Consider the following 26,405-nt stretch of genomic DNA (forward strand, 5'->3'; position numbering starts at 1 on the left):
CCACGCTGGCTTCACGTAGTGAATCCCCTCATGATGGGATTTGTGCAACAAAGCCATCAACGAGGACCGAAAACAGTGACGAAAACGATATTGAATGATGTGTACGAACTGCTGAACAGCATAGGTGCTGTACGCAGTGAAGGTGAGTTTAGCACGGAATGGCTTGGCAGAAGCGAATGCTACCTACGAACACTTAGATTTAAGGGCAGTGACGCAAGTGTTGGCGCTGTTGCGATATGTGCCAGCAAGCTTCAGCACTATGGCAAACGGATGCTGAACACAGAGCAGCATAGTGAGCTTGGCAAACAGTTCTTACAGCTCAGCGAACAGTGTCATAAGCTGATTAATATTAAGAGCACAGCAGAGTGGCTGAATGTGTGCTGAAATGGGGTTTGAGGCAGCGAAAAATCATACTGCGGAAAATGGTGCGGAAGTACTTTTCAATGTGAGCTGGTGATTATGCGCCTATACGAAGTTGAAACGAGCAGAACGAACAAACGAACGAAGCAGCGTACTGCGAACACAAAGACTGACTTTGAGCAGAACGTGAGCAAGCTAAACACGAAACGGCGCAGTTTAGATGCAGAAAAAACTGTTAAACCCATCAAGCCAAGTTGATAGGGCAACGAACGCAGTTGAACAGCGTGAAGACTATGCTCTGTAGCTAACACTTTTCTGTTGAACACGCTGTTGAGCAGAACTGTTGTGCTGTAGGGTTAGGGGCTATGTAATAATGAGTTTCTGACGTTGAGTGGCTAACGATGTTTAACTAAATTCCAGCCTGCGCTGCCTTACATCGGAAACCGATGTAAAGAGTATCGGAGGAATTAAATAAACGAATGACAACCACCTTCTGCTGAAAGCACAGTGTGTGAGTAAGCTGAAGGAGAACTATCATGTCGCTGCTCAACGCATTCACACTCACAACATTTGAAACTGACAACAAGCTGTCACCAACCGTGCACCGTCGTCGTAAGCTCGTAGCTAAAATTGACGAACAGATACTGTACGCCACTGACAGCAGCTACCAACCAACCAAGCAAACTTGGCATAAGGATAGTGAAGGCAGAGAACAGCGTGTGACTGTGCCAAAGCGTGTGCGGCGGTGGTGGACTGTGCGCAGTGACGGCGTTGTGCTGTTGACTGTGCGCTATGGCAGCAGAGCGTTGGAGTTGGCTAAGGGTAAGAACGCCATAGTGGTGAACAGCATTAATGAACTGCCAACTGTTCTGAAACGGCTGAGTGAGGCTGTGGATAAAGGCGAGTTTGATAAGCTGTTGGAAGAACAAGCGAGCTATGGTAAGCGTGTTAACACGCCGAAAACATAAGCAATATCAGACGCTTACAGTGTTAGGCATTTGTCAGGCAGCGTGTTTTCGGAGCGTTAAGCTGTTGATAACGCTGGGGAAACAACTGTCCGCTTGAATTCAAGCACTGCCACGGAAGCTACTAAAGCAAGCCTTGGCTGCGAAAGCTTAGCTCCGTCGCTTTGCCGATGATCAAATGGTCATGCAGAACGATGCCCAAAACCTGCGCCGCGTCGCGGATCGCGTAGGTCATATCGATATCGGCCTCCGAGGGTGACGGATCACCCGATGGGTGATTGTGAACGAGGATTAACGCAGAGGCGTTCAGCTCAAGTGCGCGTTTCACGACCTCTCTTGGGTAAACCGGCACATGATCCACGGTGCCCTTTCCCTGTTCCTCATCTGCGATCAGGACATTTTTCCGGTCCAGATATAGAACGCGGAATTGCTCAATCTGCTGATGCGCCATGGCGGTCTGAAGGTAACCTAGCAAGCTATCCCACGACGATAGGATCGGCTTTTGGATCACTTGCGCCCGGGCCATGCGGTGGGCCACAGCCTCCATGATTTTGAGTTGTTCGACCACGGCCTGCCCTGCCCCGTTCACGTCCTTGATCCGCGCAGGCGAGGCCGCCATTACCCGATTCAGGTCACCAAAGGTCTTGAGTAGCCGTTTTGCCAATGGCTTGGTATCACCCCGCGGAAGCGCGCGGAACAATATCAATTCCAATAGCTCGTAGTCAGGCATGGCAGCTGCCCCGCCCTCCATAAAGCGATGTCTTAGCCGGGAGCGGTGGTCACGCCTGTGATCTCGTTCGCTGGGGGGGGGTGGGGTAGAACGAGACCCATTAGGGATAGGTGGTGTGCAGTCCACGAGGAACCCCGGCAAAGGCGCCTCTTTGAAAGCGTTGGAAGGTTGGTCAGCTGCCATGACCCGAGCATGGCGCTAAACTGGTAAATAAACCGTTACGAACGCAGCGGTTTTTACGCCCTACAGCTCATAAGTGGGATGGAACCGGCCCGAAGGCGACAGAGTGAAAATCTCACATCCCGTAGCCGTCACCCCGATAGAATGCTCAAACTGCGCCGACAGTGATTTATCACGGGTAACGGCAGTCCAATCATCGGCCAAAACCTTGGTCTCTGGACGGCCCAGATTAACCATCGGCTCAATCGTAAAGAACATGCCTTCTTCCAACACAGGGCCAGACCCTTCGCGACCATAGTGCAGCACGTTAGGGGGTGCGTGAAACACCCGCCCCAACCCGTGGCCACAAAAATCGCGGACAACGGACATGCGGTGCGCTTCGACATAGGCTTGGATCGCGTGGCCGATATCACCAAAGGTATTACCGGGCTTGACCGCCTCAATACCCTTAAACAGCGCATCATGAGTGACCTGGATCAGCCGTTCCGCTTTGCGCGGCAGCTTGCCTGCGACGTACATCCGGCTGGTATCACCGAACCAACCGTCGACAATGACCGTGACGTCGATATTCAAAATATCGCCGTCTTTCAATGTCTTGGCACTTGGGATGCCATGACAGACCACATGGTTGATCGAAATGCACGAGGCGTGTTTGTAGCCCTTGTACCCGATGGTGGCCGATGTCGCGCCAGCGGCGTTCACCTGATCCTCGATCGCTTTATCAAGCGCCTCTGTGGTCACGCCGGGCACAACCAGAGGGGCGATATTATCAAGAATTTGGGCGGCCAATTTGCCTGCCGCGTGCATGCCAGCGAAATCCGCGTCCTCATGGATACGGATGCCATCTTTGGTCAATCTGCCCCGGTAGTCATCCACGGGTATGCTCCTTCAACTTCATCTTTTCACTACGCCTTTTGGGACGATTTATCCAGTGGCGTGGTCGTGTAATTCGACGGGCAAAGCGTCGCTGAGCCAAATCCCTTTGGCTGAGATTTGGGTGCCGTAGCACAACATCTCAACCCCTGCATCACGCGCGGCATCGAACGCCGCTGCATACGCTGGATCAAGATCCGCCGCCATACGCAAGCGTCTACAATCGGTCCGTTGCACAAGGTATAGCATAACCGCGCGGTGCCCCGCAGCCGCCATATCCGCCAATTCGCGCAAGTGTTTTGCGCCTCGGGCAGTCACGGAATCGGGGAACTCAGCCCAATCCCCGTCCCGGCACAGGGTCACGTTTTTCACCTCAACATAGGCATCAGGCAAAGCGCCCCCTGACACCAAAAAATCCACGCGGCTTTTCGTGCCATAAGGCACCTCTGCGCGGATCTGGCCGTACCCTGCCAACTCAGCCACCTGCCCGCTCTGCAGCGCCTCGCCGACCACACGGTTCGGCAAAGAGGTGTCGATGCAAACCATCTGACCCTCTGGCAATTCGCTCAGCCGCCAGCCGTATTTTAGCTTTTTCTTGGGATCATCATTCGGCTCCACCCAAATCGGAGTGCCTGCGTCCTTGAGCCCCATCATTGAGCCCGGATTAGGACAATGGGCGCGCGTCTCGGTTCCGTCCACCAACTGGATATCGGACAAAAAGCGATTGTAACGGCGCAACAGCGTGGCGCGGATCAAAGGCGTGGCAAACTCCATGGCCTCGCCCTATACCCTTGTTTAACAGACAACAAGGGAGGCCCGAGCATGGCCCAATCCGCAGCAAACCCCACGGCCGCAATGTTGGTGATCGGCGATGAAATCCTATCCGGGCGCACGCGCGACGCTAATATGCACCACCTTGCAGGGCAGTTGACCGCCCATGGCATCGACCTTACCGAGGTTCGGGTTGTGTCGGATGATCAACCCGCCATTGTTCGTGCGCTGAACGCGCTGCGCGCCGATTATGCCCATGTGTTCACCTCTGGCGGGATCGGGCCGACCCATGACGACATCACCGCTGACGCCATCGGTGCAGCCTTTGGGGTACATGTGGGCGTCCGTGATGATGCCCGCGCCCTCTTGCAGGCCCATTATGACCGCCAAGGATCTGAGCTGAATGCCGCGCGCTTGCGCATGGCACGTATCCCCGATGGGGCCACCCTGATCGAAAATCCGGTCTCGGTCGCACCCGGATTTACCCTCGAAAACGTGCATGTCATGGCTGGGGTGCCCAGCGTGTTCCAAGCAATGGTGCAAAGCGTTCTGCCCACACTGACCGGTGGCCAGCCGCTTGTGTCGCGGACCCTGCGGATGATGCGCGGCGAAGGCGACCTTGCGGGTCCATTGGGTGAGGTCGCGGCCCAATACCCGGATATCTCCTTTGGCTCCTATCCGTTCCAGAAGGATGGCGTTTATGGTGCCAACCTTGTGCTGCGCGGACCGGATGAGGCGGCCCTAGACGCAGCGATGGCAGCACTCGAAGCGGCCCTTGCATGACAAAAGCCAACTACTTTGACGTCATCGACGCGACATGGCCCGCTGAACGCTATGTGACCGAAGGGCCATGGCGTCTGCGCCAGACGGTGGGCGCGGGCAGCCGGGTGTCATCAATCTCGGCGATTGAACCGTGGGAGGACGCGGATATTGATCGCGCCGTTGCCTCCGCCCATACAGTCAAACAGCGTCCACTGTTTATGATTAAACCCGGTGAGGACCGCCTTGATAAGGCCCTCGCCGCGCGTGGCTATGTCGTTGAGGACCCGTCGGTCATTTACGCCCTGCCCATCGCCCCGTTGATCACCGAAACTCTGCCCTACGCCAAGGCCTTTACCATGTGGCCCCGCCTCGCGATTATGGACGACTTGTGGGATGCCGGTGGCATCGGCCCTGCCCGCCGCGCTGTGATGGAGCGGGCGGCTTGCCCCAAAACCACGGTTCTTGGCCGTGCGGGTGACCGCGCGGCAGGTGTCGCCTATGTCGGGCTACATGGAAAAACTGCGATGATGCACGCAGTAGAAGTGGCCTCAGCCCACCGGCGGCAAGGCGTATCCGCATGGATGCTGCGCGCAGCGTGCCATTGGACCGCAGCCAATGGCGGGGATGAGATTTCGATGGTCACAACCCGCGCAAACACCCCCGCCAACGCTGCCTATACTTCCCAAGGCGCCCAGCTTGTGGGACACTATCATTATAGACGCGCCCCAGAGTGAGACCGATGACAACACCCGATCTGCCCACCGCCCTTGACCTGCCGCAGGCCGACCTGCCCGCTGAGACACAACGCTACTTCGACATCTGTGTCGAAAAGCTGGGCTTCGTGCCCAACGTCCTGCGCGCCTATGCCTTTGATATCGAAAAACTAAACGCCTTCACCGCGCTTTATAACGACCTGATGCTCGCGCCATCCGGGCTGTCCAAGCTTGAGCGTGAGATGATCGCCGTCGTCGTCTCAGCTGAGAACAAATGCTTTTATTGCCTCGTGGCCCACGGGGCAGCGGTGCGCCAGCTGTCCGGCCAGCCAGAACTGGGTGAGGCCTTGGTCATGAACTACCGCGTGGCCGATATCACCCCGCGCCAACGCGCAATGCTGGATTTCGCAGTCAAGATGACACGCGCCTCTGCCACCATAGAAGAGCCTGACCGCGCGGCCCTGCGCGACGCGGGCCTCAGCGACCGAGACATCTGGGATCTTGCGGGCGTGGCAGGCTTTTTCAACATGTCGAACCGGGTGGCATCGGCCACAGCCATGACTCCAAACGCCGATTATCACGGACAAGCCCGGTGAGAACCGCCGGGCCTCTGGCCGCCGCCCTCCTACTGGGTGGGCCCGCGCTCGCGCTGGACCTGGCCGTGCCTGGCGACATCACTTTACGCGAAACATCGCCGCTGGCGGTGCACTATCTGGCTGTCGGCCCGGTCGAACAGGGCGCAGTCCCCGTCACCCCACGCGAAGGGCCCCACACTCGGTTGATCTGGGGCGTGGACACCTACGACAGCAGCACGGCACTTCTGAGCCAGTTTCGGGAACAGATCCAAAGCGATGGGTTTGAGGTAGAGTTTTCCTGCGCCACCCAGTCCTGCGGTGGTTATGATTTCCGCTTCGGGATTGAGGTTGAACCTGCCCCCACCATGTTCGTCGATCTCAGCGATTTTCACTACCTGACGGCCATAAATACCACGGATGATGCGGTGCTGAGCCTGTTGGTCAGCCGCGCAGGCACCGGCTATATGGTGCAAATGGATGTGATCGGCGGTGCGGAGGCAGCCCCTGACCTAACCGTTACCAAATCCACACGGATCGACGCATCAGGCATCGGCGCGACCCTGCGTGCAGACGGTGTTGCGATCTTGGATGATGTCGTGTTCGACACCGGCTCTGCCAGCTTGGCTGCAACAAAATTTACCTCGCTTGAGGCGCTGGCCCAGCATCTGGCCGCCGCACCGGGGGATGCCATCGCATTGGTGGGCCACACGGACGCTGAGGGCGATTTGGAACCAAACGTTCTGCTTTCCGAAGCCCGAGCCGAGGCCGTACGCCAGTACCTGATCACAAAACTAGGCGTATCAGAGGATCAAGTCGCAGCGCGTGGGATCGGTTTTTTAGCCCCCCGAGCAAGCAACCTCACCAGTGAAGGTCGCGCCCAGAACCGCCGGGTTGAGGTCATCCTGACGGAAACCGCCGAATAGGCTGAGCAAAGGAAAACGGGTTGGAACGTCGCCCAACCCGTTGAAACTGCTAATTCGTGCGTCATCACTTACCACTCATCCGGACCACGGTCCTTGAACTGCTCGACCAGAAAATCAATGAACGCGCGCACTTTGGGCTGCGTGTAGCGGCCCGGCGGATAGACCGCGTAAATGCCCTGCGTCTCAACCGGTAAGTCCTTAATCGCGGGCTCCAACAGGCCTTCGCGCAGTGCATCTGAGTAGAGAAAACTGGGCAAGAATGCGATGCCCAAGCCGTTAATTGCCGCATTCAACAGGGACTGCCCGTCATTCACCGTTAACCAACCTGCCGATCGCACCTGACGTTTTTCACCCGAGGGCGCCGTCAGCTTCCACACATTGCCGCTGGCTTGGTTTGAGTAGTGCAGCAGCTTGTGCTCATTCAGATCGTCGATTTTTTCCGGGCGACCGTATTCCTCAAAATATTTCGGTGAGGCGATCATCATTTTGTGCGTATCAGCCAGCTTTCGTGCCCTGAGCGAACTGTCCTCCAACTCACCAATCCTAACCGCCAAGTCGAAGCCTTCGGAGATTAACTCAACATAGCGGTTGTTTAGGACCATATTAACCGTGATGTCAGGAAACTCATGCAGGAAGCCCCCTAGCGCAGGCGACAAATGGTTAACGCCAAAGTCCGTGGCAGCAGACACCCGTAATAGCCCCGAAGGCGCAGATTGCATGGCCGTGACAAGTGCGTCTGCCTCTCCTGCATCGTTCAAAACACGGCGGGCGCGGTCATAATAGGCGAGGCCGATTTCAGTCGGGCTTACCCTTCGCGTTGTTCGGTTCAGCAATCGTGCGCCCAAACGCGTTTCCAGTGACGAGACATGCTTTGAGACAGCGGATTTTGAAATCCCCATCTTCTTGGCCGCATCTGTGAAACCTCCCTGATCGACGACTGTCGCGAAGGCCTCCATTTCCGTTAAACGATCCATTTGTCACCTCAGACACACGAGTTGCAGTAACCCAGTTATCCCCGCCAATTGGGGCGAAGCTGTGCCGCTGCGAAGCCATTAACAGGGTTCTTTAAGGGATGCTTAATGGCGTCTAGAGGATCATTGTTGCCATATAATGGTTAACAACTCATAGCGTAGCGGCCAGTCGAGTGCCCTGATCAATGGCGCGTTTTGCATCCAACTCGGCGGCCACATCCGCCCCCCCGATCACGTGGCACGTAACGCCCTTTGCGGTCAAACCATCGGCCAAAGACCGTTCGGGCACCTGCCCCGCACACAGCACAACAGTATCAGCCTCAATGAGCCGCAGATCGTCGCCAACGCGGACATGGACACCCTCTGCGTCAATCCGTTCGTAGCTCACACCGGCCAGCATCTTGACCTGTTTCATCTTGAGGCTTGCACGGTGGATCCAACCCGTTGTCTTGCCCAAACGCTTTCCTATTTTCTCACTTTTTCGTTGCAATAGAGTGACTTGCCGGGCGGGCGCTTCGGGTTGCGGACCTTCAGGGGCAACACCGCCACGGTGAAGCGACGGATCGGTCACGCCCCATTCCTTTTGCCAAAGTGCAGGCACCTCGGTCGGACTATCGCCTGCATGTGTCAGATACTCCGCAACGTCGAAGCCAATACCACCTGCACCGATGACGGCAACCCGTTCACCGACCTGTGCCCCACCAGCCAAAACGTCGATATAGGTCACAACGTTAGGGCCGTCCTGACCCAAGATCTCTGGGTCCCGCGGGGTGACACCTGTCGCGATAATCACGTCATCAAACTGGGTTAACACCTCAACGCTTGCGGCAGAATTAAGGCGCAGATCGAGACTTAATCTCTCGGCCATCGTCTCAAACCAAGCGACCAAGCCGTGGAATTCTTCCTTGCCAGGGATGACTCGAGCCATGTTCAATTGCCCGCCAATACGGTCTGATTTTTCAAAAACCGTCACGCTGTGGCCACGTTGCGCCGCAGTCATGGCCGCCGCCATACCTGCCGCCCCTGCCCCAACGACCGCGACCCGCCGCGGCACAGAAGCCGGCACGATCGTGATCTCCGTTTCATGGCACGCGCGCGGATTAACCAAGCACGAAGACATCTTGCCGCTAAACGTGTGGTCCAAACAGGCTTGGTTGCACGCGATACATGGCGCAATCTGATCGGCCTGTCTTGCCATAGCTTTTGCGACGAAATCCGCATCCGCAAGGAACGGCCGCGCCATCGATACCATGTCCGCGCAGCCATCCGCCAAGACACCCTCGGCCACTTCGGGGGAGTTAATTCGGTTCGAGGTAATGATCGGAATAGACACCTCCCCCATTAACTTTTGCGTCACCCAAGTAAACGCACGGCGCGGCACCGAGGTGGCGATCGTAGGCACACGAGCCTCATGCCAGCCGATACCGGTGTTAATAATAGTAGCGTATTTCTCAACCTCGCGGGCGAGCTGCACGACCTCTTCCCAAGTGGAGCCATTTGGGATCAGGTCGATCATGCTAAGCCGGTAGATCACAATAAAATCGTCACCCACGGCCGCGCGCACACGGCGCAGAACTTCTAGGGGTAGACGCATGCGGTTTTCATAACTCCCGCCCCACCGGTCCGTGCGCCGATTGGTATGCGTCACAAGAAACTGGTTCAGGAAATAGCCCTCAGACCCCATCACCTCGACACCGTCGTAGCCAGCTTCGCGCGCACGCGCCGCTGCGGTCGCAATGTCGGAAATCTGTTTCTCAATCCCCGCTTCGTCCAGTTCTTTCGGGGCAAACGGGGAAATGGGCGATTTCACCGCCGATGGCCCCACGCAATCCGGGCTATAGGCATAGCGGCCTGCGTGCAGAATTTGCATCGCAATCTTGCCGCCCTCGGCATGGACAGCATCCGTCACAATCCGGTGGTTCGCAATATCTTCGGGCGTGAACAGCCCCGCCGCACCGGGAAACACACCGCCCTCGCGGTTAGGGGCCATGCCGCCTGTCACGATCAATGCGGCCTGCCCGCGCGCGCGTTCTGCATAGAATTGCGCGACACGTGGCCAATCCTTGGTTTCTTCCAAACCCGTGTGCATGGACCCCATCAGCACGCGATTTTTCAACGTGGTAAAGCCCAAGTCCAACGGTGCCAGCATATGCGGATAGGCGGTCATGTGTATTTTTCTCCCCCGGTTTGCGCCAGACTGTCAGAGGCCGACAAAGCCGTCACCCCGAACGCAGCGTCATGGGAGAAGTTAGAGCAAACGGATCACCCGAACAGACGTCGCAAAAACCCAATCGGTGGAAAGGCTGGCTGTATGGCTTTTGGGGTCGCAGGTGCGCTAGGCCGCGCCACGGGGCGGTTACCGGGCGGTGCAACCTGAACAGCCGGCACGACAGCGGACCTACCATCTGGGCGCGGCAGCGGGCGCAACTGCCCACCCAATGCAACCGGCACTGGCGCAGCGGCCACGCGCACCTCAGTCCCCCGCCCCACGCTTTGGGCACGGATACGGTTCGCGAAGCGTGTCAACACGTTGAGGCTCCGCTCGGGGCTTAATGCGCTGCCTTTGAAATCCAGCACCGAGGCTGAGACAACGCGTCCATTCACCTCAAAAATCGCACGCCAATGGGTTTCGTCGATATTGTCGACCGGCGCGGGGCTGGTATCGCGCGCATGGACGTAAAACACGGGCCCGCGCGCGAAACTCTCGATCACCTCGACGGTGCGCGGATCCCCTGCCCGGCTCAGCGCCGCGCGCCCCGCATCACCCTCAAAAAAGATCGGCAAGGCGGGATCATTGCTGTCAAACGTGAAATTCGGGTCTAACGTCGCAACCGTTGCTGTCAGCACGGCCTCAATCCCCGGTTGCGGGGCGCGGCCATCGCCTGAGATCGCCGCGCAATTGCCCATCATCACAAAGGGCACGTTGCCGACGGTCCGCGTGCTTTTGGGATCAACGCAAAACCCGCGCGGCCCGGCAACAACAACCGAGCCATCAGCCACCGTCACCTGCATCTGAACAGGAATACCCCGGCTGACAGCCAAGAAATCCGCGCAGCCGGAAACCATGAAACACACAGCTGCGCAAAGCGCAGTTTTAACATACCTACTCATGCCTTGCCCCAGCACTGTCACGGTTTTTACCGCTTGTCTGCGGTCACCATGACCAGTGCGGGGCGGCGTTTCAAGGTTCTTGACCCGTTAGAGGTCCATATAGATGTGCTCTTCCTCAGCTGCACCGGGATGCGTGACCGCACCCTTTCTGGCACCACCCACGAGCTTTGCGTATTTGTACAAAGCGCCCGAGGCGTAGATCGTTTTGCGGGGGCCAGTCCACGCAGCCTTACGGGCCGCGAGTTCTTCGTCCGTCAGATCAACCGACAACTCACCCGTAATGGCATTGATCGTGATCATGTCGCCGTCTTTCAACAGCCCGATCGGCCCGCAATGCGCAGCCTCGGGGCCGACGTGACCCACGCAGAACCCGCGTGTCGCGCCCGAAAAACGACCATCGGTGATCAGTGCGATCTCTTTGCCCACGCCTTGCCCGGACAGAGCCGCCGTAGTGGCCAGCATTTCGCGCATACCGGGCCCCCCTGCGGGGCCTTCGTTACGGATGACAAACACTTCGCCCATTTCGTACTGGCGCGCTTTGACGGCGGCAAACGCGTCTTCTTCGCATTCGAACACGTGTGCAGGGCCGGTAAACACTTGGTCCTCGGGGGCGATGCCCGCGACCTTTACGATCGCACCTTCAGGGGCAAGGTTGCCTTGCAGGCCGACAACACCACCTGACGCTGTCAATGGCTTTTCAACCGGATAGATCACGCGGCCATCGGCCTCACGTGTGATCTTGTCCAGTTCCTCACCCATCGAGAAACCGGTCGCGGTCATGCAGTCTTCGTGCATCAGGCCCGCTTTGCGCAGTTCCTTCAGAACGACGGGCACGCCGCCAGCCTCATACAGGTCTTTGGCGACGTATTGGCCACCGGGCTTCAGGTCGACAAAGTACGGTGTGTCGCGGAAGATTTCGCAAACATCCATCAGGTCAAAGTCGATCCCAGCTTCGTGGGCAATCGCGGGCAAGTGCAGACCAGCGTTGGTCGAGCCACCGGTACAGGCCACGACACGCGCCGCATTTTCCAGCGACTTGCGGGTCACCACATCACGCGCGCGGATGTTTTTCTCAATCAGGTTCATCACGGCAATGCCCGACGCCACGCCGTATTCATCGCGGCTTTCATAGGGGGCTGGCGCACCCGATGAGTTCATGAGCGCCAGGCCAATCGCCTCGGACACACAGGCCATCGTGTTGGCTGTGAACTGGCCACCACATGCACCCGCCGAAGGACACGCCACACGTTCCAGAACTTCCAACTCAGCGTCGCTGAGGTTGCCCGCTTGGTGTTTGCCAACGGCCTCAAACACGTCCTGAACGGTCACGTCCTTGCCCTCAAGCCGACCCGGAAGGATCGAACCGCCATAGATGAACACCGACGGCGTGTTCAAACGCACCATCGCCATCATCATGCCCGGCAGGGATTTATCGCACCCAGCAAGACCCACAATCGCGTCGTAGCAGTGGCCGCGCATCGTCAACTCAACCGTGTCAGCAATCGCATCGCGCGACGCGAGCGAAGACCGCATACCCTCATGGCCCATCGCAATTCCGTCGGTCACGGTGATTGTGGTGAACTCACGCGGCGTGCCTTCGGCGCGCTTGACCCCGACCTTAACGGCCTGCGCCTGACGGTTTAGCGCGATGTTGCAAGGCGCGGCTTCGTTCCAGCAGGTGGCGACACCAACCCACGGCTGGTGGATTTCTTTTTCATCCAAGCCCATGGCGTAAAAATACGACCGGTGTGGCGCGCGCTGCGGGCCTTCGGTCACGTGACGGCTGGGAAGGTTGGTTTTATCCACCGGACGGTTGGTCATCGGGTCTCTCCTCACATACTCTTGGGCGAAGCAATACCCGCCAAGGTTCGGACAAACAAGCGCGATTGCCGCACCGGCTTTGATCACCTATCTGACACCCATGACCCACGTTATGCATCAAAATAGCCCTCATGCCCGCTTTGTAGCCCCCGCCCAAAGCCACCCGCACATTTGGCGATTGCTGGTGGGGATCATGCTGATCATTGCGGTCTATTTTGGCGGTATCCTCGCCCTACTCGGCGTGATCTGGGCAAGTGCCGGGTTTGACGCGATGGTCATGTGGTCGGCGCGGTTGACGGCGGGCAACACGCCCGGCGCCGTTCTATTGGTTTTGGCGACGTTCAGCGGCATGGCAATTGGCCCGATGATCGCGGCCAAAGTCCTGCACAAACGCCCTGCTATGACCGTGTTCGGACCATGGCGCGGTGTGCTGCGCGGCTTTGGCCTTGGGGCGGGCGTTGTTGGCGGGATCATCGGGTTGTCAGTCCTGTTGATTGGCCCGGGCTATGCGCCGGTGCCAAACGTAGACGCCTCTGTTTGGTTGGCGTTCTTACCGCTCGCGCTGTTGGGACTGCTCATTCAAACAGGCGCGGAAGAGGTATTATTTCGCGGCTATTTGCAACAACAACTGGCCGCACGGTTCAAATCACCGCTGATCTGGGCCGTGCTGCCCAGCTTGGTCTTTGGCCTGCTGCATTTCAACGCAAGCGCCGACGCAAGCATTGCGTGGCTGACCGTGGCCGCGACCGGGTTGTTCGGGCTGTTGGCCGCGGACCTGACCCGAGTGACGGGCAACATTGGCGTGGCTTGGGGGTTTCACTTTGCCAACAACGCCTTCGCTTTGCTGGTCGTAGCGCTGGATGGCCCGCTATCGGGCCTCGCCCTATACACAACACCATTTACGGCCGCAGACACCGCAACGCTGCTGCCGCTAATTGCGCGGGATATGGCGGTCACACTATCGCTCTGGGCGGTATTGCGGGTCGTGATTAGGGTCACAACCGCGCGGACCTAATACAGGGGCTGCGCAACTTTTGGTTGCGCAATGACCAAATCCACGCATAACTCGCTCAGTCGCACAAACCTGCACAGCCGCGCCCAAAGCCGTGGCGCGCAACAGGCCCTTGCGACCCCCACATACCCGCTGGACGAGGATAGGTAGCACCATGGCAATGCGCGACGAGGCCCCCACTCTGGCTCTCTTAATACTTGTGTACGCCATCTTTGCCGGCCTCACACTGGCCGCCGCGTCCCTGCCAATGTGGGTGATCATTCCGGCTTTGGCCGCAACCATTGGGCTACATTCGTCGCTTCAGCATGAGGTCCTGCACGGCCACCCCTTCCGCAACCAAACGCTCAGCGACGCGACCGTCTTTCCGGCGCTGGGGCTGTTCATCCCCTATCTGCGGTTTAAGGACACGCACCTTGCCCACCACTATGACCCCAACCTGACGGACCCCTACGACGATCCCGAAACCAACTACCTCGACATTATTCACTGGAACGCCCTGCCCGCATGGCGCCAAAAGCTGGCGGTGTTCAACAATACTCTTATTGGGCGGATGTTGATTGGTCCGACCTTGGGACTTGCAGCGTTTTACGCAGGCGATCTGCGCGCGATGCTGCGCGGCAATCGACGGGTCTGGGCCTCCTACGGGTTACATATGATCGGCGCGAGCGTCCCGCTGGCGTGGGTGATCTGGGCCACACCGCTGCCGATCTGGGCCTATCTGTTGGCCGCTTATGGCGCGATGTCCCTGCTCAAAATCCGCACCTATCTTGAGCATCAAGCCCATGAGCGCGCAGCGGGACGCTCTGTCATCATCGAAGATCGCGGCCCCTTGGCACTGTTGTTCCTGAATAACAATTACCACGCCGTACACCACGCCCACCCGGGCGTGCCGTGGCACCAACTGCCCGCATTATTCAACAGCCGCCGAGAACGTTTCTTGGCCCGCAACGGGGGCTACACCTATCGCTCTTATCGCGACGTGTTCGCCAAATACCTGCGCACGACCAAGGACCCCGTGGCCCACCCGATGTGGACACTCTCAAACCGAAAACACCCTCACACCTAGGCGTGTCGTACCGATGCGCACACGCAACAGGCGACAGTGAATTGCAAACCTCGCTCACACTGGTTATCTGACCAAGAACTGAGCGCGAAGGGCCACCATGAACTGGATTTCCAACTACGTCCGCCCCAAGATCAACTCCCTGTTCTCCCGCCGGGAGATCCCGGAGAATTTGTGGACCAAATGTGACGAATGCGGAACGATGCTGTTCCACCGCGAGCTGAGCGATAGCCAGAACGTTTGTTCGAACTGCAACAACCACATGCATATCTCGCCGCGCGACCGCTTTGCCGCGCTGTTTGATGGGGGCATTTTCACAGAGCTAGAGGTCCCCGCCCCTGCGCATGACCCGCTACAGTTCCGCGATCAAAAGAAATATCCCGACCGCTTGAAAGCCGCACAGAAAGCCACGCTTGAGAGTGAGGCAATGCTGATTGCTGAGGGTGAGATTTATCGCACCCCCATCGTGGCCGCGGCACAAGACTTTGGCTTTATGGCCGGATCGATGGGCATGTACGTTGGCAACGCGATTATCGCCGCCGCCGAACGCGCAGTCGCTACACGCAAGCCGCTTGTGCTGTTTTCGGCCGCAGGGGGCGCACGGATGCAAGAGGGCATTCTGAGCCTGATGCAGATGCCGCGCACAACCGTGGCGATCCAAATGCTCAAAGAAGCGAACCTGCCCTACATCGTCGTGCTGACCCACCCCACCACCGGGGGCGTGACCGCGTCCTACGCGATGCTGGGCGACGTCCAAATCGCAGAGCCCGGCGCGCTGATCTGCTTTGCCGGACCACGCGTGATCGAACAAACCATCCGCGAAACGCTGCCCGAAGGGTTCCAGCGGGCCGAGTACCTGCTAGATCACGGGATGCTTGATCGGGTGACGCACCGCCAACACCTCAAAGAGGAATTGGCGACGATCATTCGGATGCTCACGGGGCTGCCCGCGCTGGTCAAAGGCGACCTACCCAAACCCGATGAGACGCCTGCGCCCAGTGTCGCGGCAGACGCACCCTCGGACCCTGCCCCCAAAAGCTAAACCCCGCGCAGCGATCGGCGCGGGCCTTGGCCGCGCGGTGCCTGATCGCTGCCGCGCGTTGCCATATCCTCTCGCCCAAAGGCCTGCACATCATGCCCGAAATGACCTCTGACGCATTGTTGGCGCGTATGATGACGCTCCACCCCAAGATCATCGACCTCACGCTGGACCGCGTTTGGGACTTGTTGGAAAAAGTCGGCAACCCCCAAAATTCGCTACCCCCCGTGATCCATATCGCGGGCACCAACGGCAAGGGTTCGACGCAAGCAATGTTTCGCGCCGGGATTGAGGGGGCAGGCATGACCGCGCACGCCTATACCTCGCCCCACTTGGCGCGGTTCCATGAACGTATCCGACTGGCCGGTGAGTTGATCACCGAAGACGCCCTGACCCAAGTCCTCGATGCGTGTTACGATGCCCAAAACGGCACCCCAATCACGTATTTTGAGATCACGACGGTGGCCGCCCTCGTGGCCTTTGCCCGCACCCCCGCTGATTACACATTACTAGAGGTCGGGCTTGGCGGGCGATTGGACGCGACCAATGTCATCGACACCCCCGCGCTGACCGTCATCACACCTGTATCGATGGACCACGAAGGCTTTCTCGGTGACACACTCGCCAAGATCGCCGCGGAAAAAGCGGGCATTATTAAGCGCGGCGTGCCTTGCATCGTCGGCCCCCAAGAGGATGACGCCCTCGAAGTGATTGAGGCGCGCGCCGCCGCCTTGGGTGCTCCATGCCTGATCTATGGCCAGCATTGGCACGTTTGGGAAGAACGCGGACGGCTGATTTTCCAAGACGAACACGGACTTTTGGACCTCCCGCTTCCGGCACTGATCGGTGCGCATCAGGTGCAAAATGCGGGCATCGTGATTGCGGGCCTACGCCATCTGGCGCGTAGCGGGGCCGCCAAGTTCGACGACAACGCGATGGAGGCGGCCGTACGCGACGCCACTTGGCCCGCCCGGATGCAGCGCCTGCGCACTGGCCCACTGGTGGAACTGGCGGGCGCGGCTGAGGTTTGGCTCGACGGCGGTCATAACCCCGCAGCGGGCCACGCACTGGCAGAGGCGCTTACACGGCTTCCAGCCAAACCGCTGCACCTGATCTGCGGGATGCTCAACACCAAGGATGCCGCCGGCTACATGACGCCGCTTCAGGCGGAACATTTGCACGCGATTGCTGTCCCGGATGAAGCCGCAACCCTGACGCCAGAGCAAACGGTCGAGGCCGCAACCCGCGCAGGATTAACAGCAACCACGGCCACAGACGCCGCCAGCGCGATCCGTGAGATCATCACTCACACGCCCGATGCCCGCATCTTGATCTGCGGCTCGCTTTATCTGGCAGGCTATATCCTGCGCGAAAACGGCTAGCGGGCGGGGCTACTGGCCCCAATCCGCGGCCTGCATTTCTCGCAGGCGGCTCGCGGTGCGTTCAAACTCAAACGTGCCCGCGCCCTCGGCATATAGCATCTCGGGCTGGGCCGCGGCCGAGATAATCAGCTTGGTCCCTGCTTCATACAGCGCATCGATGAGGGTGACGAACCGCTTGGCCTCATTGAACCGGGTGCTATCCAGCTGTGGCACGTTCGTCAGGATCAACACGCGCACGGCCTCAGCAAGGGCAAGGTAATCACCAGCACCCAAGGGCCGACCGCATAGCTCCATGAAATCAGCCTTAGCGACACCGCCCCAAAATGCAGGGATCTCAACCTCACGCCCCGTAACATGCAGGGTCAGCCCTTCGGATTGGCCACCCGTCAGATCATCCCAAATGGATTGCACTTGAGCCCGCGTCTCGGCCCCGAGGGGTGCGAAATACACCGGCGAACCTGCCAGCCGATTTTGCCGATAATCCTTTGAGGAAATCAGTTCATGTACGATCAACCGCGCCTCTAGCTGGCGAATAAACGGCACAAACAGGCTGCGGTTCAGCCCGTCTTTGTACAGATCATTCGGCACCCGGTTGGACGTCGTCACAATAAACACGCCGCGCGCGAACAGCTGTTCAAACAAGCGCCCCACGATCATCGCATCCGTGATGTCCGTGATCTGCATCTCATCGAAACACAGCACCCGTGCTTGCGCCGCGATGCCTTCGGCCACGGGGAGTATCGCATCCTCCACCCCGTTCTTGCGGGCGGCGGTCATTGCGCGATGAACCTCTTGCATAAAGGCATGGAAATGGACGCGCCGCGCTGGCACATCCAGCGCCTCATAGAACAGATCCATCAACATGGATTTGCCCCGCCCGACACCGCCCCACATATAAAGACCAAGCGGCCCCTCACTGGGCTTTTTCTTGGCAAAGATACCAAACAGCGCCTTTTTCTCCGGCTTCGCAATCCGCAGGCGCAGATCCTCTAGGGCCGCAACGGCCAGCCGCTGCGCAGGGTCTGGGCGCAGGCTGCCTTCGGCAATTTTGGCATCATATATGGCGGTCAATGGATCAGACATACCGACTACGTAGCCTGCGCACGCCGGGAACAAAAGACACCCCGACCCGCGCACCTTGCCGCAGCGACCGCCATGATTGATGCAGACGCCCAGTTAAAAATAATTTACGTCGGTTCAAGAAATCCATGTTTGACCACCGCGCAAATTCCCCCCACCTTGCGCCAAACCCCAGCCCGCCGGAGCCGTCATGCAAGCCACCCGTACCTCTTTGATTTCTCCCGTGCTGATTGCGGGTTCGATTATCTTGATGATGGGGTTCGCGATCCGTGCGTCCTTTGGGGTGTTTCAACTGCCGATTGCCAATGAATTTGGCTGGTTGCGGGCGGAATTTTCCCTCGCGATTGCGATCCAAAACCTGGCGTGGGGGATCGGACAGCCAATCTTTGGCGCCATCGCAGAACGGTTTGGTGACAAAAAGGCCATCGTGCTGGGCGCATTGTTTTATGCCGCAGGTCTTGTGCTGTCGTCATTTGCCGTCACGCCCGAGGCGCATCAAATGCTCGAAATCCTTGTGGGGTTCGGCATCGCCGGCACCGGGTTTGGCGTGATCCTCGCGGTCGTGGGCCGCGCCGCCAGTGATGAACATCGTTCCATGGCGTTGGGTATTGCAACGGCGGCGGGCTCCGCGGGTCAGGTGATTGGCGCGCCCTTGGCCGAATACCTGCTGGGCAGTTTCGCGTGGCAAGAAGTGTTCGTGATCTTTGCGGGCCTGATCCTTTTGACCCTGTTTGCATTGCCGATGATGCGGTCTGTTCAGCCCCCCGCCACCCGGGCCGAGTTAGAGCAATCCATGGGTGAGGTCCTGCGCGGCGCGATCAAGGACAAATCCTTCATCCTGATTTTCGTGGGCTTTTTCAGCTGCGGGTATCAATTGGCATTCATCACTGCGCACTTTCCCGCAATGATCACCGAAATCTGTGGCCCGATTGACCCAAACAGCGTGCTGTGGTCCTTTGGGATCACGACCACCTCAGCACTGGGGGCGATGGCGATTGCGATGATCGGGCTGTCCAACATCGCGGGCACGATCTACGCGGGGTATCTGGGCAAGCACTACAGCCGCAAGTACCTGCTCGCGGCGATCTACACGGGCCGTACCATCGCGGCTGCAGCCTTCATCATGCTGCCAATCACGCCCCTTTCGGTGATCGTTTTCTCGCTTGTGATGGGGGCCTTGTGGCTGGCCACGGTGCCACTGACATCCGGGCTTGTGGGGCACATCTACGGGATGCGCTACATGGGCACGCTCTATGGCTTGGTGTTCTTTAGCCACCAGCTGGGTGGGTTCTTGGGGGTCTATCTGGGCGGCGCGCTTTATGATGCCTATGGCACCTATACCATCGTTTGGTGGGTCGGCGTTGGGGTTGGGGCGGTGTCCGCGCTGGTGCACCTGCCGATTAAGGAAGCCCCGCTAGAGGCCCGCGCAGCCGCCGCCTAGCCGAACAAAAGGCGCAGCACCTCTGCGCTATGACCAGAGGGCAGGTCATGTCCTGCGCCTTCGATCACCTCTTGGCGCGCGGACGGGTTCGCGCGTGCAAGGCGGTCCATTGCCTGTAGCGGGATGACCGTGTCCGCAGCCCCCCAAATGGCCGTGACCGGCACGCCCGATTGCGCAAGCGCCGCGTGTGTCCCGGCCTGATCCACGGACAACATATGCCGCAGGCTCGACAGGACCGCGCGCATATAACCGCGCCCCCGCGTTTCCGCTTGGATACGGGCCGTAAGGTCCCGCACCGCACCCGCGGTGTCGGGCGCATTCCCTGCGTCACGGCGCAGGACCCAGCCACCCAAGGTCGCAAACGCCCAATCGCCCAACACAGGCACCGCCGCGCACAATTCAGAAAACCGCCCCAGATCGTGCCCCAACCCGCCCGGTGCCAACAGTACCAGCCGTTCGACCCGTGCCCCATGCGCCTGCGTCAGTGTGGTCGCGACAGCCCCCCCCATGGAATACCCCCAAACCGTGACAGGCGCGTCGATCTGCAGGGCATCTAACAGCTCAATCGCCTGCCCCGTGAACCGGCGCACGTCATAGGCCCCCTTGGGCCGATCTGAGAACCCACGCCCGTAAAGATCATAGCGCAGCACGCGGTAGCCCCCCGCGACCAGCCCCGGGACCATGGCATCAAACACAAACGACGGCGTAGTCAGCCCGTGAATGCACAGAATAACTGGGCCATCCTCTGGCCCCTCCAACTGGTAATGGGTCACCCCCTCAGACAAGCCAACGAATTGACCGGGGGCGGCATTGCGCGCAGCCCCATCCATGGGCTGTTCCGCACCCCAAACGGCCGCACGCGCGAGCCCGCCCAGCGCGCCAAGCGCCACAAGAGCCCAGATCGCCTCCATCGGGGCGCCCTAGGGCGTGGCCTCCTGAGGTGTCAAAAGCCCCTCCGCGATGAGGCGTTCAGCCCAGCCCTGCGGCCCTTCAAACTGGTGGGTCTGCCAACCACGCGCGGAGGCGGCTTGGATGTTGTCTGCACGATCGTCGGTGAACAAAAGACGCTCAGGCGCAACGCCGCAATCTTGTTCCAACATCTCATAGATGCGCGGCGCAGGTTTGATCACCCCCATGCGCCCCGACACGTAATCGCGGTCAAACTCGCTCAGGAAACTGTAGAACGTGAGCGCATAGTCAAACGTCTCAATCCCAAAGTTGGTCAGCGAGAACACGGGCACACCCTTGCGGCGCAACGCGCGCAACAAGTGAACCGAATGCGGGATCACGGGGGAGGCAAGCTGGATCCAATTGTCGTGCCAATCCCGAATTTCCACGGCAAACTCCGGGTATTGCGCCTCTGTGTCCTTGAGGACCGCATGAAAATTCTCACCCCCATCGACACGATCATTCATAGCGTGCAAATCAACAGATCCAAACAGATCCCGGCGACGATCCTCGCCGTAGTGACGGTCAAAATGGCGCTCTGGCTGCCATTCAATCAGAACATTGCCAATATCAAAAACAACCGCGTCGATCATGCGTATAGGGCCTCGGAGTGGAAGGTCATGTGGTCCTCCATAAAGGAGGAGACGAAGAAATAGCTGTGATCATAACCTTTTTGCAGGCGCAACGTGGCTTCGGCACGGCGGGTGGCCACGGCGCTGGCCATCGCCTCGGTCTTGAGCAAATCACCAAACTGATCATTCGTGCCCGTGTCGATCAACAAGGGCACATCCAGCCCGTCAGTGCGCATCAGGTGGCTGGCGTCATGGGCCTCAAAATCAGCGTTCTCGCCCAGATAGGCACCCAGCTGCTTTTGCCCCCAATCACTGGCCGCAGGGTTGCAGATCGGCGCAAACGCCGAAACTGAGCGAAAGCGCCCGGGGTGTTTCATCGCAAGCGTCAGCGCCCCGTGCCCGCCCATGGAATGACCCGTGATCGCTTGGGCATTCGGGTCCAAGGCAAAGGCGTCAAACACCGTGCTCGGCAGATCCTGCATGATGTAGCTTTCCATGGCGAAATGCGGCGCCCACGGTGCCTCAGTCGCATCGACATAAAAGCCCGCGCCCTGCCCCAAATCATAGGCCGCATCATTGGCCACATTTTCGCCGCGCGGCGAGGTGTCCGGAAAGATCACGGCAATGCCTTGCTCTGCGGCCCAACCCTGCGCGCCCGCCTTTTCCATCGCATTGGCATGTGTGCAGGTCAGCCCCGAAAGGTACCACAAAACAGGCACCGGACCATCCGCCGCCTCAGCCGGCAGGAACAGCCCAAACGTCATGTCTGTACCCGTCGCCTTAGAGCGATGGCCATAGACCCCTTGAACGCCCCCAAAGCAGCGATTTTCGCTGATGATATCCATGCTGTTGCCCCCATGCGTGCTATGTTGGCGCCAGCATAGGCGCGCGTGCGGCACAGGCAAGCGCTAGGAGCGACGCGTCGCGTTCGGATTGGGACGTGTCTGCGCGGCTTCCACCTGTTTGACGAAGCGGTTCAGCGTGTTCCCCACAACCGCCGTCTCTTGGCGCAGAGCGTCCAAGTCGCGTTGCAGCGCGTCCAGCGCAAAAGCGATCCACGCCGCAAACCACAACGCCAATCCGGGCAAAATCGCGGTGCCAACGGCCTCCGCCCCCTGTGCCGAAATCCAGCCCGCCTCCGGCACCGTCAGCAGCGAAAACGCGCCAAGGCCAAAGGCGATCCCACCCAAAAGGCTCAAGACCAGGCCAAACAAACGTCCCATGCGCCGCTCCGTTCTTGGTGCGGCTCTGACCACACGGTTTACATCCCTAGCGGGACGGATGCCCCCGCCCCGCAAAGGCTATGTTAGATCAGGCAAGGAACGTCCGTTCAAACGCCCACCAAAGTCCAACAACCGCAATCGCCGCCGACATGGGCACCACAACGTAAGGGCGGTACCACGCCTTGCGCCCGGCCCAAATGCCAACGGCCAAAAAGGCCACGGCAATCACCGCGATCTGGCCCAACTCGACACCTACGTTGAACGCGATCAGCGACACGATGAACTGCCCGTCGTTCAAGCCGAAATCACCCAGCACCGAGGCAAAGCCCAACCCGTGCAGCAGGCCAAACCCGAACACGACCGCGATGCGGCTCCAGCCAATGGTGCGGTCTTGCTTGTGAAAGATGTTCTCAATCGCGACATAGGCGATGGAGGCCGCGATCAGCGGCTCAACAATCGCCGGTGAGACGGTCACAACACCCAAAGTGGCCATCGCCAAGGTGATCGTATGCGCCAACGTAAAGGCTGAGACCTGCCACAGCAAAGGCCGCCACGCGAGTGAGAAAAAGAACAAGCCCAGTACGAACAAGATGTGATCAATGCCCAGCGGGATGATGTGCTCAAACCCTGAGATCACGTATTTTGTGACAACGTCGGCGGTACTTTGGGCGGCGATCTCACCTCGGGGCAACGGGTCACTGACCGCGCCGCCTTGCAAAAACGCGCTGTAGGACGCGCCCTCCGCTTGTTGACGCACCGCCACACTGCCCAATTCTGCCGCAAGGCCGAACACCACAGGCGCGTCGCCCGCAGGTAAGGGTGCCACAAGCGTCAGGATCGTATCGCGCGGCAGGTCGGTATCGCCCGCCTCCGGGATCATGACGGCGGTCACCTCAGGGGTCAGGGGGGCGTCGCCCGCACGCATCACAATGCTTTGGGCAATCGTGGGCCAAGCGGCGTCAAACTCTGCGCGCAGGGCAGCGGGGTCCAACCCGCGCAACGCGTCATTCTGATCCGACAGCGCGCTTTCGTCGGTGTCCTCGACCGCGCCAAGGTCAATGCCCGCCAGAACAGGCTCTAACATGATCGTCAATTGCACGGTCACGTCATCCTGTGCCACGGTGATGTCGGCAACGCTGGGGCGCACCTCATGCGCGCTCGCGCCGAACGACAGCCCCATCAAAAGCGTCATCATGGTTAATATCGAAGTTAGGACCCGGCCCATTATGTTTCCCCTCAAATCGCTGTTGCCCGCAGTTTGCGCGTTTGTGTACGCGGCACAAGTCTTGGTTTCGGGTGCCGCACAGGCGCATGAATTCTGGATCGAACCCCAAGCCTATCAAATCGCACCCGGCGAAACCGCGCGCGCGGCGTTTCACGTAGGCCAAGATTTCAAAGGGCCCACGTTTATCTATGTGCCTCGCCGCTCGGTTCGGTTTGAACAGGTCGCAGGCGGCGCGCAGGCTGAGGTCGCGGCGACCGTGGGCGATAACCCGGCCTTTCAACTCACCGGCGCGCCGGAGGGACTGCTGATCGTTGCGCATGAGGCCGCCGCACAAACGCTGGCTTACAAAACATGGGACAAGTTCCAGAGGTTCATTGACCACAAAGATTTCGGCGATGTCCTTAGCGCACACACGGCGCGTGGCCTGCCCACGGAAAACTTTCGCGAAAGCTATAGCCGCTACGCCAAGGCCCTGATCGGTGTCGGCGACGGTGCAGGCAAGGACCGCGTCTTTGGCCTGCGAACCGAAATCATTGCACAGGCCAACCCCTACACCGATGACCTCTCGAATGGCCTGCCAGTTCTTGTGATGCTTGAGGGCGAACCACGCACAAACGCGCAGGTCGAGCTGTTCGAAAAGGCCCCGGATGGCACGGTCACGATTACCTTGCACCGCACAAATAGCGACGGGATCGCGGTCCTGCCCGTGCGCGCCGGGCACAGCTACCTTGTGGATGCCGTCACCCTACAACCGCGCGATCCGGCCGAGGCGCCCGGGGTGGCGTATCATTCACTTTGGGCGGCACTCACCTTCGCCGTGCCCTGATCTTGCGCCCGCCCGCGCAGGGCGCTACAGGTGCCCCAAAGGAGAACCCCATGGACAAGTTTGAAACGCTCACGGGCGTCGCCGCCCCCCTGCCTCTGATCAACATCGACACCGATATGATCATCCCCAAGCAGTTTTTGAAAACGATCAAGCGGTCCGGCCTTGGCGTGAACCTCTTTGATGAGATGCGCTTTGACGACGACGGCAAAGAGATCCCTGATTTCGTGCTGAACCAGCCCGCGTATCGCAACGCCGAGATCATCGTCGCCGGTGATAACTTTGGCTGCGGCTCGTCGCGCGAGCACGCCCCTTGGGCGCTGCTTGATTTCGGTATCCGTGCCGTAATCGCGCCCAGCTTTGCTGACATCTTCTACAACAACTGCTTCAAAAACGGCATCCTGCCCATCGCGTTGCCCCAAGAGCAGGTCGATGTGATCATGCAAGAGGCCCAAAAGGGCGAAAACGCCCGCATCACAGTCAACCTCGAAGAGCAGACCGTGACCATCACTGACGGCACCGCCTTTGCCTTTGAAGTCGATAGCTTCAAAAAGCACTGCCTGCTTGAAGGTCTTGATGACATTGGCCTGACCATGGAAAAAGCCGCGTCGATCGACGCCTTTGAAGCGCAGGCCTCGCAAGCCCGCCCGTGGGTTTAACACCGCGTTAAAACACTCTGCGAAGTGTGACTCAAAAGACTCACTTTTCGACACAATATATAGGCCCGTGCTCACCGCGCGGGCCTAAGTCTTTGGTAAACCCTTTAAAAACGCATCCTCAATAAAAATGAAAAAATAAAAAGATTCTGCTGTGAGTCCAGATGCTTGCGCGACAGCCTTAATTTGGGCAAAGTGATGGCATAAATGAGGCAGCCCTCCGCAAAGGTGGGTTTCAACTTGGGACAAGGACAAGGCACGTACCGCGTCCGTCCAAATTGAGGTAATGAGGCAGTGATTTCGCAGCTCACAGGCGCGTTGATGCGTGCTATTCTGGTGGCGCTTCTCGTGGCGACCCCGTCCCTTCTTTTGCCCGGATTGGGTCAAGAGATCACACAGATCGTGGCTTTGCTCGCGATCTTTGCGGCGTTTTTCGTGTTTGTAGAATACGCCGCCACCTACCCCGGCTTGGTCGAGTTCCGCGACGCACCGCCCTATAACCGCGTGCGTTTCTTGATGCTGCTTGCGACGCTGTTTCTGATCACGGTTGCCTGTCGCGGACAGTATGACCCCACTCCTTTGGCCGAATTCGTCACTGCCATTGGCCTGTTGCTGGGCCACAGCGTCGACTTTCCCTACAGCCCGCTGAGCATCGTCATGGACGCCCTGCCGCGCGGCACCACGGTTGAGCAAGCCCAGATGGTGCGAATTGCAGCCGGGTTGGCTTATTTGGTGGCTCTGGTCTCGCTTACAGTCTTCGCAATCTTGATCCGGCTGCGCAGCTGGCCTTCCCCTACGGGCAGTTTCAACGTCTGGATCAACCTGCCCACGTTTGACCCAACCGCCGGCACCGACGTGGTTAAACGGTTAAACCGGGACGCACGCGTTAACATTATCTTAGGCTTTGTGCTGCCATACATCACCCCACCTCTCGCGGCCTTCATTGCCGCAAACCACAACCTTTCGATGTTTTCCAACGACCTAACACTCGTGTGGACAGTCACTCTATGGGCCTTTTTGCCAGCCTCTTTGTTCATGCGCGGCATCGCCATGCACCGCCTGTCCGACATGATCGAGGCAAAGCGCAAACGCCTCGTGGACGCCAGCATGGACCACGGCGATGGGTTGCACGCCTTCTAGTCTGCCTGCTGCTGGGCACACCCGCAGCCCGCGCTGATACGCTCAA

27 protein-coding genes are annotated in these 26,405 nt (G+C 59.0%); 14 read left to right on the forward strand and 13 right to left on the reverse strand.

The genetic code is table 11. The features are described from left to right. A partial coding sequence (locus tag THS5294_RS00175) for a DUF6626 family protein (protein ID WP_233486367.1) occupies nt 1–384 on the forward strand: 384 nt, incomplete at its 5' end. A gap of 512 nt (nt 385–896) precedes the next feature. Then, a complete protein-coding gene (locus THS5294_RS00180) occupies nt 897–1,328 on the forward strand; it encodes a DUF6641 family protein (RefSeq protein ID WP_058122136.1) in 432 nt (143 codons plus the stop codon). Nucleotides 1,329–1,449: 121 nt separating this feature from the next. Here the strand turns inward: THS5294_RS00180 and radC are convergent, their stop codons facing one another. The 3 genes from radC to sfsA are packed head-to-tail and all read right to left on the reverse strand — an operon-like array spanning nt 1,450 to nt 3,882. Continuing rightward, a complete protein-coding gene (gene radC, locus THS5294_RS00185; RefSeq protein WP_058122137.1) occupies nt 1,450–2,238 on the reverse strand; it encodes a RadC family protein in 789 nt (262 codons plus the stop codon). A gap of 60 nt (nt 2,239–2,298) precedes the next feature. Continuing rightward, nucleotides 2,299–3,111 carry a type I methionyl aminopeptidase gene (gene map, locus THS5294_RS00190; protein ID WP_038006289.1) on the reverse strand — a complete coding sequence of 271 codons (813 nt, stop codon included), beginning with the start codon at nt 3,109–3,111 and terminating at the stop codon, nt 2,299–2,301. A 48-nt stretch (nt 3,112–3,159) separates the two neighbouring features. Next, nucleotides 3,160–3,882 (reverse strand): DNA/RNA nuclease SfsA, encoded by a 723-nt coding sequence (gene sfsA, locus THS5294_RS00195; RefSeq protein WP_058122138.1) that lies wholly within the window; start codon nt 3,880–3,882, stop codon nt 3,160–3,162. Nucleotides 3,883–3,930: 48 nt separating this feature from the next. Between sfsA and THS5294_RS00200 the strand changes: the two genes are divergently transcribed. The 4 genes from THS5294_RS00200 to THS5294_RS00215 are packed head-to-tail and all read left to right on the forward strand — an operon-like array spanning nt 3,931 to nt 6,852. Next, nucleotides 3,931–4,662 carry a competence/damage-inducible protein A gene (locus THS5294_RS00200; RefSeq protein WP_058122139.1) on the forward strand — a complete coding sequence of 244 codons (732 nt, stop codon included), beginning with the start codon at nt 3,931–3,933 and terminating at the stop codon, nt 4,660–4,662. Further along, nucleotides 4,659–5,375, forward strand: coding sequence for a GNAT family N-acetyltransferase (locus tag THS5294_RS00205; RefSeq protein ID WP_058122140.1), 717 nt, complete (start codon nt 4,659–4,661; stop codon nt 5,373–5,375). The genes THS5294_RS00200 and THS5294_RS00205 overlap by 4 nt, the downstream gene beginning before the upstream one ends. A 5-nt stretch (nt 5,376–5,380) precedes the next feature. Further along, nucleotides 5,381–5,950 (forward strand): peroxidase-related enzyme, encoded by a 570-nt coding sequence (locus THS5294_RS00210; protein WP_058122141.1) that lies wholly within the window; start codon nt 5,381–5,383, stop codon nt 5,948–5,950. Then, nucleotides 5,947–6,852: an OmpA family protein gene (locus THS5294_RS00215; protein ID WP_058122142.1), complete on the forward strand. Its 906-nt coding sequence runs from the start codon at nt 5,947–5,949 to the stop codon at nt 6,850–6,852. Before THS5294_RS00210 ends, THS5294_RS00215 begins: the two co-directional genes overlap by 4 nt. A gap of 68 nt (nt 6,853–6,920) precedes the next feature. On the opposite strand, the gene THS5294_RS00220 is transcribed toward THS5294_RS00215, so the two are convergent. From THS5294_RS00220 to ilvD, 4 genes are all read right to left on the reverse strand, one after another. Further along, complete coding sequence (locus THS5294_RS00220; protein WP_038006279.1) at nt 6,921–7,826, reverse strand: LysR family transcriptional regulator; 906 nt, start codon at nt 7,824–7,826, stop codon at nt 6,921–6,923. A 148-nt stretch (nt 7,827–7,974) separates the two neighbouring features. Beyond that, nucleotides 7,975–9,990, reverse strand: coding sequence for an NADPH-dependent 2,4-dienoyl-CoA reductase (locus tag THS5294_RS00225; RefSeq protein ID WP_058122143.1), 2,016 nt, complete (start codon nt 9,988–9,990; stop codon nt 7,975–7,977). Nucleotides 9,991–10,085: 95 nt separating this feature from the next. Then, nucleotides 10,086–10,934 carry a hypothetical protein gene (locus THS5294_RS00230; protein WP_139278665.1) on the reverse strand — a complete coding sequence of 283 codons (849 nt, stop codon included), beginning with the start codon at nt 10,932–10,934 and terminating at the stop codon, nt 10,086–10,088. An 87-nt stretch (nt 10,935–11,021) separates the two neighbouring features. Continuing rightward, on the reverse strand, nt 11,022–12,755 hold the full coding sequence (gene ilvD, locus THS5294_RS00235) for a dihydroxy-acid dehydratase (RefSeq protein ID WP_058122145.1): 1,734 nt from the start codon (nt 12,753–12,755) through the stop codon (nt 11,022–11,024). A gap of 193 nt (nt 12,756–12,948) precedes the next feature. On the opposite strand from ilvD, the gene THS5294_RS00240 reads away from it, so the two are divergent. The 4 genes from THS5294_RS00240 (at nt 12,949) to THS5294_RS00255 (ending at nt 17,251) form a co-directional block, all read left to right on the forward strand. Further along, nucleotides 12,949–13,770, forward strand: a complete 822-nt coding sequence (locus tag THS5294_RS00240) for a CPBP family intramembrane glutamic endopeptidase (protein ID WP_158508568.1) — start codon at nt 12,949–12,951, stop codon at nt 13,768–13,770. Nucleotides 13,771–13,921: 151 nt separating this feature from the next. Next, the gene (locus tag THS5294_RS00245) at nt 13,922–14,833 is read left to right on the forward strand and encodes a fatty acid desaturase (RefSeq protein ID WP_082644909.1); all 912 of its coding nucleotides are present in this window, start codon (nt 13,922–13,924) and stop codon (nt 14,831–14,833) included. Nucleotides 14,834–14,930: 97 nt separating this feature from the next. Beyond that, complete coding sequence (accD, locus tag THS5294_RS00250) at nt 14,931–15,872, forward strand: acetyl-CoA carboxylase, carboxyltransferase subunit beta (protein WP_058122147.1); 942 nt, start codon at nt 14,931–14,933, stop codon at nt 15,870–15,872. 92 nt (nt 15,873–15,964) lie between these two features. Then, a complete protein-coding gene (locus tag THS5294_RS00255) occupies nt 15,965–17,251 on the forward strand; it encodes a bifunctional folylpolyglutamate synthase/dihydrofolate synthase (RefSeq protein ID WP_058122177.1) in 1,287 nt (428 codons plus the stop codon). A gap of 9 nt (nt 17,252–17,260) precedes the next feature. Here THS5294_RS00255 and zapE read toward each other — a convergent pair whose 3' ends face one another. After that, on the reverse strand, nt 17,261–18,334 hold the full coding sequence (gene zapE / locus THS5294_RS00260) for a cell division protein ZapE (RefSeq protein ID WP_058122148.1): 1,074 nt from the start codon (nt 18,332–18,334) through the stop codon (nt 17,261–17,263). A gap of 187 nt (nt 18,335–18,521) precedes the next feature. Here zapE and THS5294_RS00265 point away from each other — a divergent pair, with 187 nt between their 5' ends. After that, nucleotides 18,522–19,772, forward strand: a complete 1,251-nt coding sequence (locus tag THS5294_RS00265; RefSeq protein WP_058122149.1) for an MFS transporter — start codon at nt 18,522–18,524, stop codon at nt 19,770–19,772. Here the strand turns inward: THS5294_RS00265 and THS5294_RS00270 are convergent. The 5 genes from THS5294_RS00270 to THS5294_RS00290 form a co-directional block, all read right to left on the reverse strand. Beyond that, nucleotides 19,769–20,683 carry an alpha/beta fold hydrolase gene (locus THS5294_RS00270; RefSeq protein ID WP_058122150.1) on the reverse strand — a complete coding sequence of 305 codons (915 nt, stop codon included), beginning with the start codon at nt 20,681–20,683 and terminating at the stop codon, nt 19,769–19,771. The genes THS5294_RS00265 and THS5294_RS00270 overlap by 4 nt on opposite strands. Nucleotides 20,684–20,692: 9 nt before the next feature. Next, nucleotides 20,693–21,313 carry an HAD family hydrolase gene (locus tag THS5294_RS00275; RefSeq protein ID WP_058122151.1) on the reverse strand — a complete coding sequence of 207 codons (621 nt, stop codon included), beginning with the start codon at nt 21,311–21,313 and terminating at the stop codon, nt 20,693–20,695. After that, on the reverse strand, nt 21,310–22,137 hold the full coding sequence (fghA, locus tag THS5294_RS00280) for an S-formylglutathione hydrolase (protein ID WP_038006255.1): 828 nt from the start codon (nt 22,135–22,137) through the stop codon (nt 21,310–21,312). The genes THS5294_RS00275 and fghA overlap by 4 nt, the downstream gene beginning before the upstream one ends. Before the next feature lie 63 nt (nt 22,138–22,200). Beyond that, nucleotides 22,201–22,515: a hypothetical protein gene (locus THS5294_RS00285; RefSeq protein WP_058122152.1), complete on the reverse strand. Its 315-nt coding sequence runs from the start codon at nt 22,513–22,515 to the stop codon at nt 22,201–22,203. An 88-nt stretch (nt 22,516–22,603) separates the two neighbouring features. Then, complete coding sequence (locus tag THS5294_RS00290; protein WP_072936793.1) at nt 22,604–23,740, reverse strand: HupE/UreJ family protein; 1,137 nt, start codon at nt 23,738–23,740, stop codon at nt 22,604–22,606. Nucleotide 23,741: 1 nt separating this feature from the next. On the opposite strand from THS5294_RS00290, the gene THS5294_RS00295 reads away from it, so the two are divergent. From THS5294_RS00295 to THS5294_RS00305, 3 genes are all read left to right on the forward strand, one after another. After that, entirely contained in the window at nt 23,742–24,566 is an 825-nt protein-coding gene (locus THS5294_RS00295) for a DUF4198 domain-containing protein (RefSeq protein ID WP_072936794.1), read from the forward strand. Between the two features lie 50 nt (nt 24,567–24,616). After that, a complete protein-coding gene (leuD, locus tag THS5294_RS00300; protein WP_038006249.1) occupies nt 24,617–25,222 on the forward strand; it encodes a 3-isopropylmalate dehydratase small subunit in 606 nt (201 codons plus the stop codon). Between the two features lie 318 nt (nt 25,223–25,540). Beyond that, nucleotides 25,541–26,359 (forward strand): hypothetical protein, encoded by an 819-nt coding sequence (locus THS5294_RS00305; protein ID WP_038006247.1) that lies wholly within the window; start codon nt 25,541–25,543, stop codon nt 26,357–26,359. The last annotated feature ends 46 nt before the right edge of the window (nt 26,360–26,405 follow it).

This window comes from Thalassobacter stenotrophicus (genome assembly GCF_001458315.1).
Taxonomy (GTDB): domain Bacteria; phylum Pseudomonadota; class Alphaproteobacteria; order Rhodobacterales; family Rhodobacteraceae; genus Thalassobacter; species Thalassobacter stenotrophicus.

Coding starts and splice junctions, on each gene's coding strand:
- THS5294_RS00210 (WP_058122141.1), top strand. CDS start 5,381: ATGACAACACCCGATCTGCCCACCGCCCTTGACCTGCCGCAGGCCGAC.
- THS5294_RS00200 (WP_058122139.1), top strand. CDS start 3,931: ATGGCCCAATCCGCAGCAAACCCCACGGCCGCAATGTTGGTGATCGGC.
- THS5294_RS00285 (WP_058122152.1), bottom strand. CDS start 22,515: ATGGGACGTTTGTTTGGCCTGGTCTTGAGCCTTTTGGGTGGGATCGCC.
- accD (WP_058122147.1), top strand. CDS start 14,931: ATGAACTGGATTTCCAACTACGTCCGCCCCAAGATCAACTCCCTGTTC.
- sfsA (WP_058122138.1), bottom strand. CDS start 3,882: ATGGAGTTTGCCACGCCTTTGATCCGCGCCACGCTGTTGCGCCGTTAC.
- leuD (WP_038006249.1), top strand. CDS start 24,617: ATGGACAAGTTTGAAACGCTCACGGGCGTCGCCGCCCCCCTGCCTCTG.
- THS5294_RS00220 (WP_038006279.1), bottom strand. CDS start 7,826: ATGGATCGTTTAACGGAAATGGAGGCCTTCGCGACAGTCGTCGATCAG.
- THS5294_RS00245 (WP_082644909.1), top strand. CDS start 13,922: ATGGCAATGCGCGACGAGGCCCCCACTCTGGCTCTCTTAATACTTGTG.
- THS5294_RS00295 (WP_072936794.1), top strand. CDS start 23,742: ATGTTTCCCCTCAAATCGCTGTTGCCCGCAGTTTGCGCGTTTGTGTAC.
- THS5294_RS00225 (WP_058122143.1), bottom strand. CDS start 9,990: ATGACCGCCTATCCGCATATGCTGGCACCGTTGGACTTGGGCTTTACC.
- THS5294_RS00275 (WP_058122151.1), bottom strand. CDS start 21,313: ATGATCGACGCGGTTGTTTTTGATATTGGCAATGTTCTGATTGAATGG.
- THS5294_RS00265 (WP_058122149.1), top strand. CDS start 18,522: ATGCAAGCCACCCGTACCTCTTTGATTTCTCCCGTGCTGATTGCGGGT.
- THS5294_RS00290 (WP_072936793.1), bottom strand. CDS start 23,740: ATGGGCCGGGTCCTAACTTCGATATTAACCATGATGACGCTTTTGATG.
- THS5294_RS00305 (WP_038006247.1), top strand. CDS start 25,541: ATGCGTGCTATTCTGGTGGCGCTTCTCGTGGCGACCCCGTCCCTTCTT.
- THS5294_RS00240 (WP_158508568.1), top strand. CDS start 12,949: ATGCTGATCATTGCGGTCTATTTTGGCGGTATCCTCGCCCTACTCGGC.
- zapE (WP_058122148.1), bottom strand. CDS start 18,334: ATGTCTGATCCATTGACCGCCATATATGATGCCAAAATTGCCGAAGGC.
- THS5294_RS00230 (WP_139278665.1), bottom strand. CDS start 10,934: ATGAGTAGGTATGTTAAAACTGCGCTTTGCGCAGCTGTGTGTTTCATG.
- ilvD (WP_058122145.1), bottom strand. CDS start 12,755: ATGACCAACCGTCCGGTGGATAAAACCAACCTTCCCAGCCGTCACGTG.
- THS5294_RS00255 (WP_058122177.1), top strand. CDS start 15,965: ATGCCCGAAATGACCTCTGACGCATTGTTGGCGCGTATGATGACGCTC.
- THS5294_RS00180 (WP_058122136.1), top strand. CDS start 897: ATGTCGCTGCTCAACGCATTCACACTCACAACATTTGAAACTGACAAC.
- THS5294_RS00205 (WP_058122140.1), top strand. CDS start 4,659: ATGACAAAAGCCAACTACTTTGACGTCATCGACGCGACATGGCCCGCT.
- radC (WP_058122137.1), bottom strand. CDS start 2,238: ATGGCAGCTGACCAACCTTCCAACGCTTTCAAAGAGGCGCCTTTGCCG.
- fghA (WP_038006255.1), bottom strand. CDS start 22,137: ATGGATATCATCAGCGAAAATCGCTGCTTTGGGGGCGTTCAAGGGGTC.
- THS5294_RS00270 (WP_058122150.1), bottom strand. CDS start 20,683: ATGGAGGCGATCTGGGCTCTTGTGGCGCTTGGCGCGCTGGGCGGGCTC.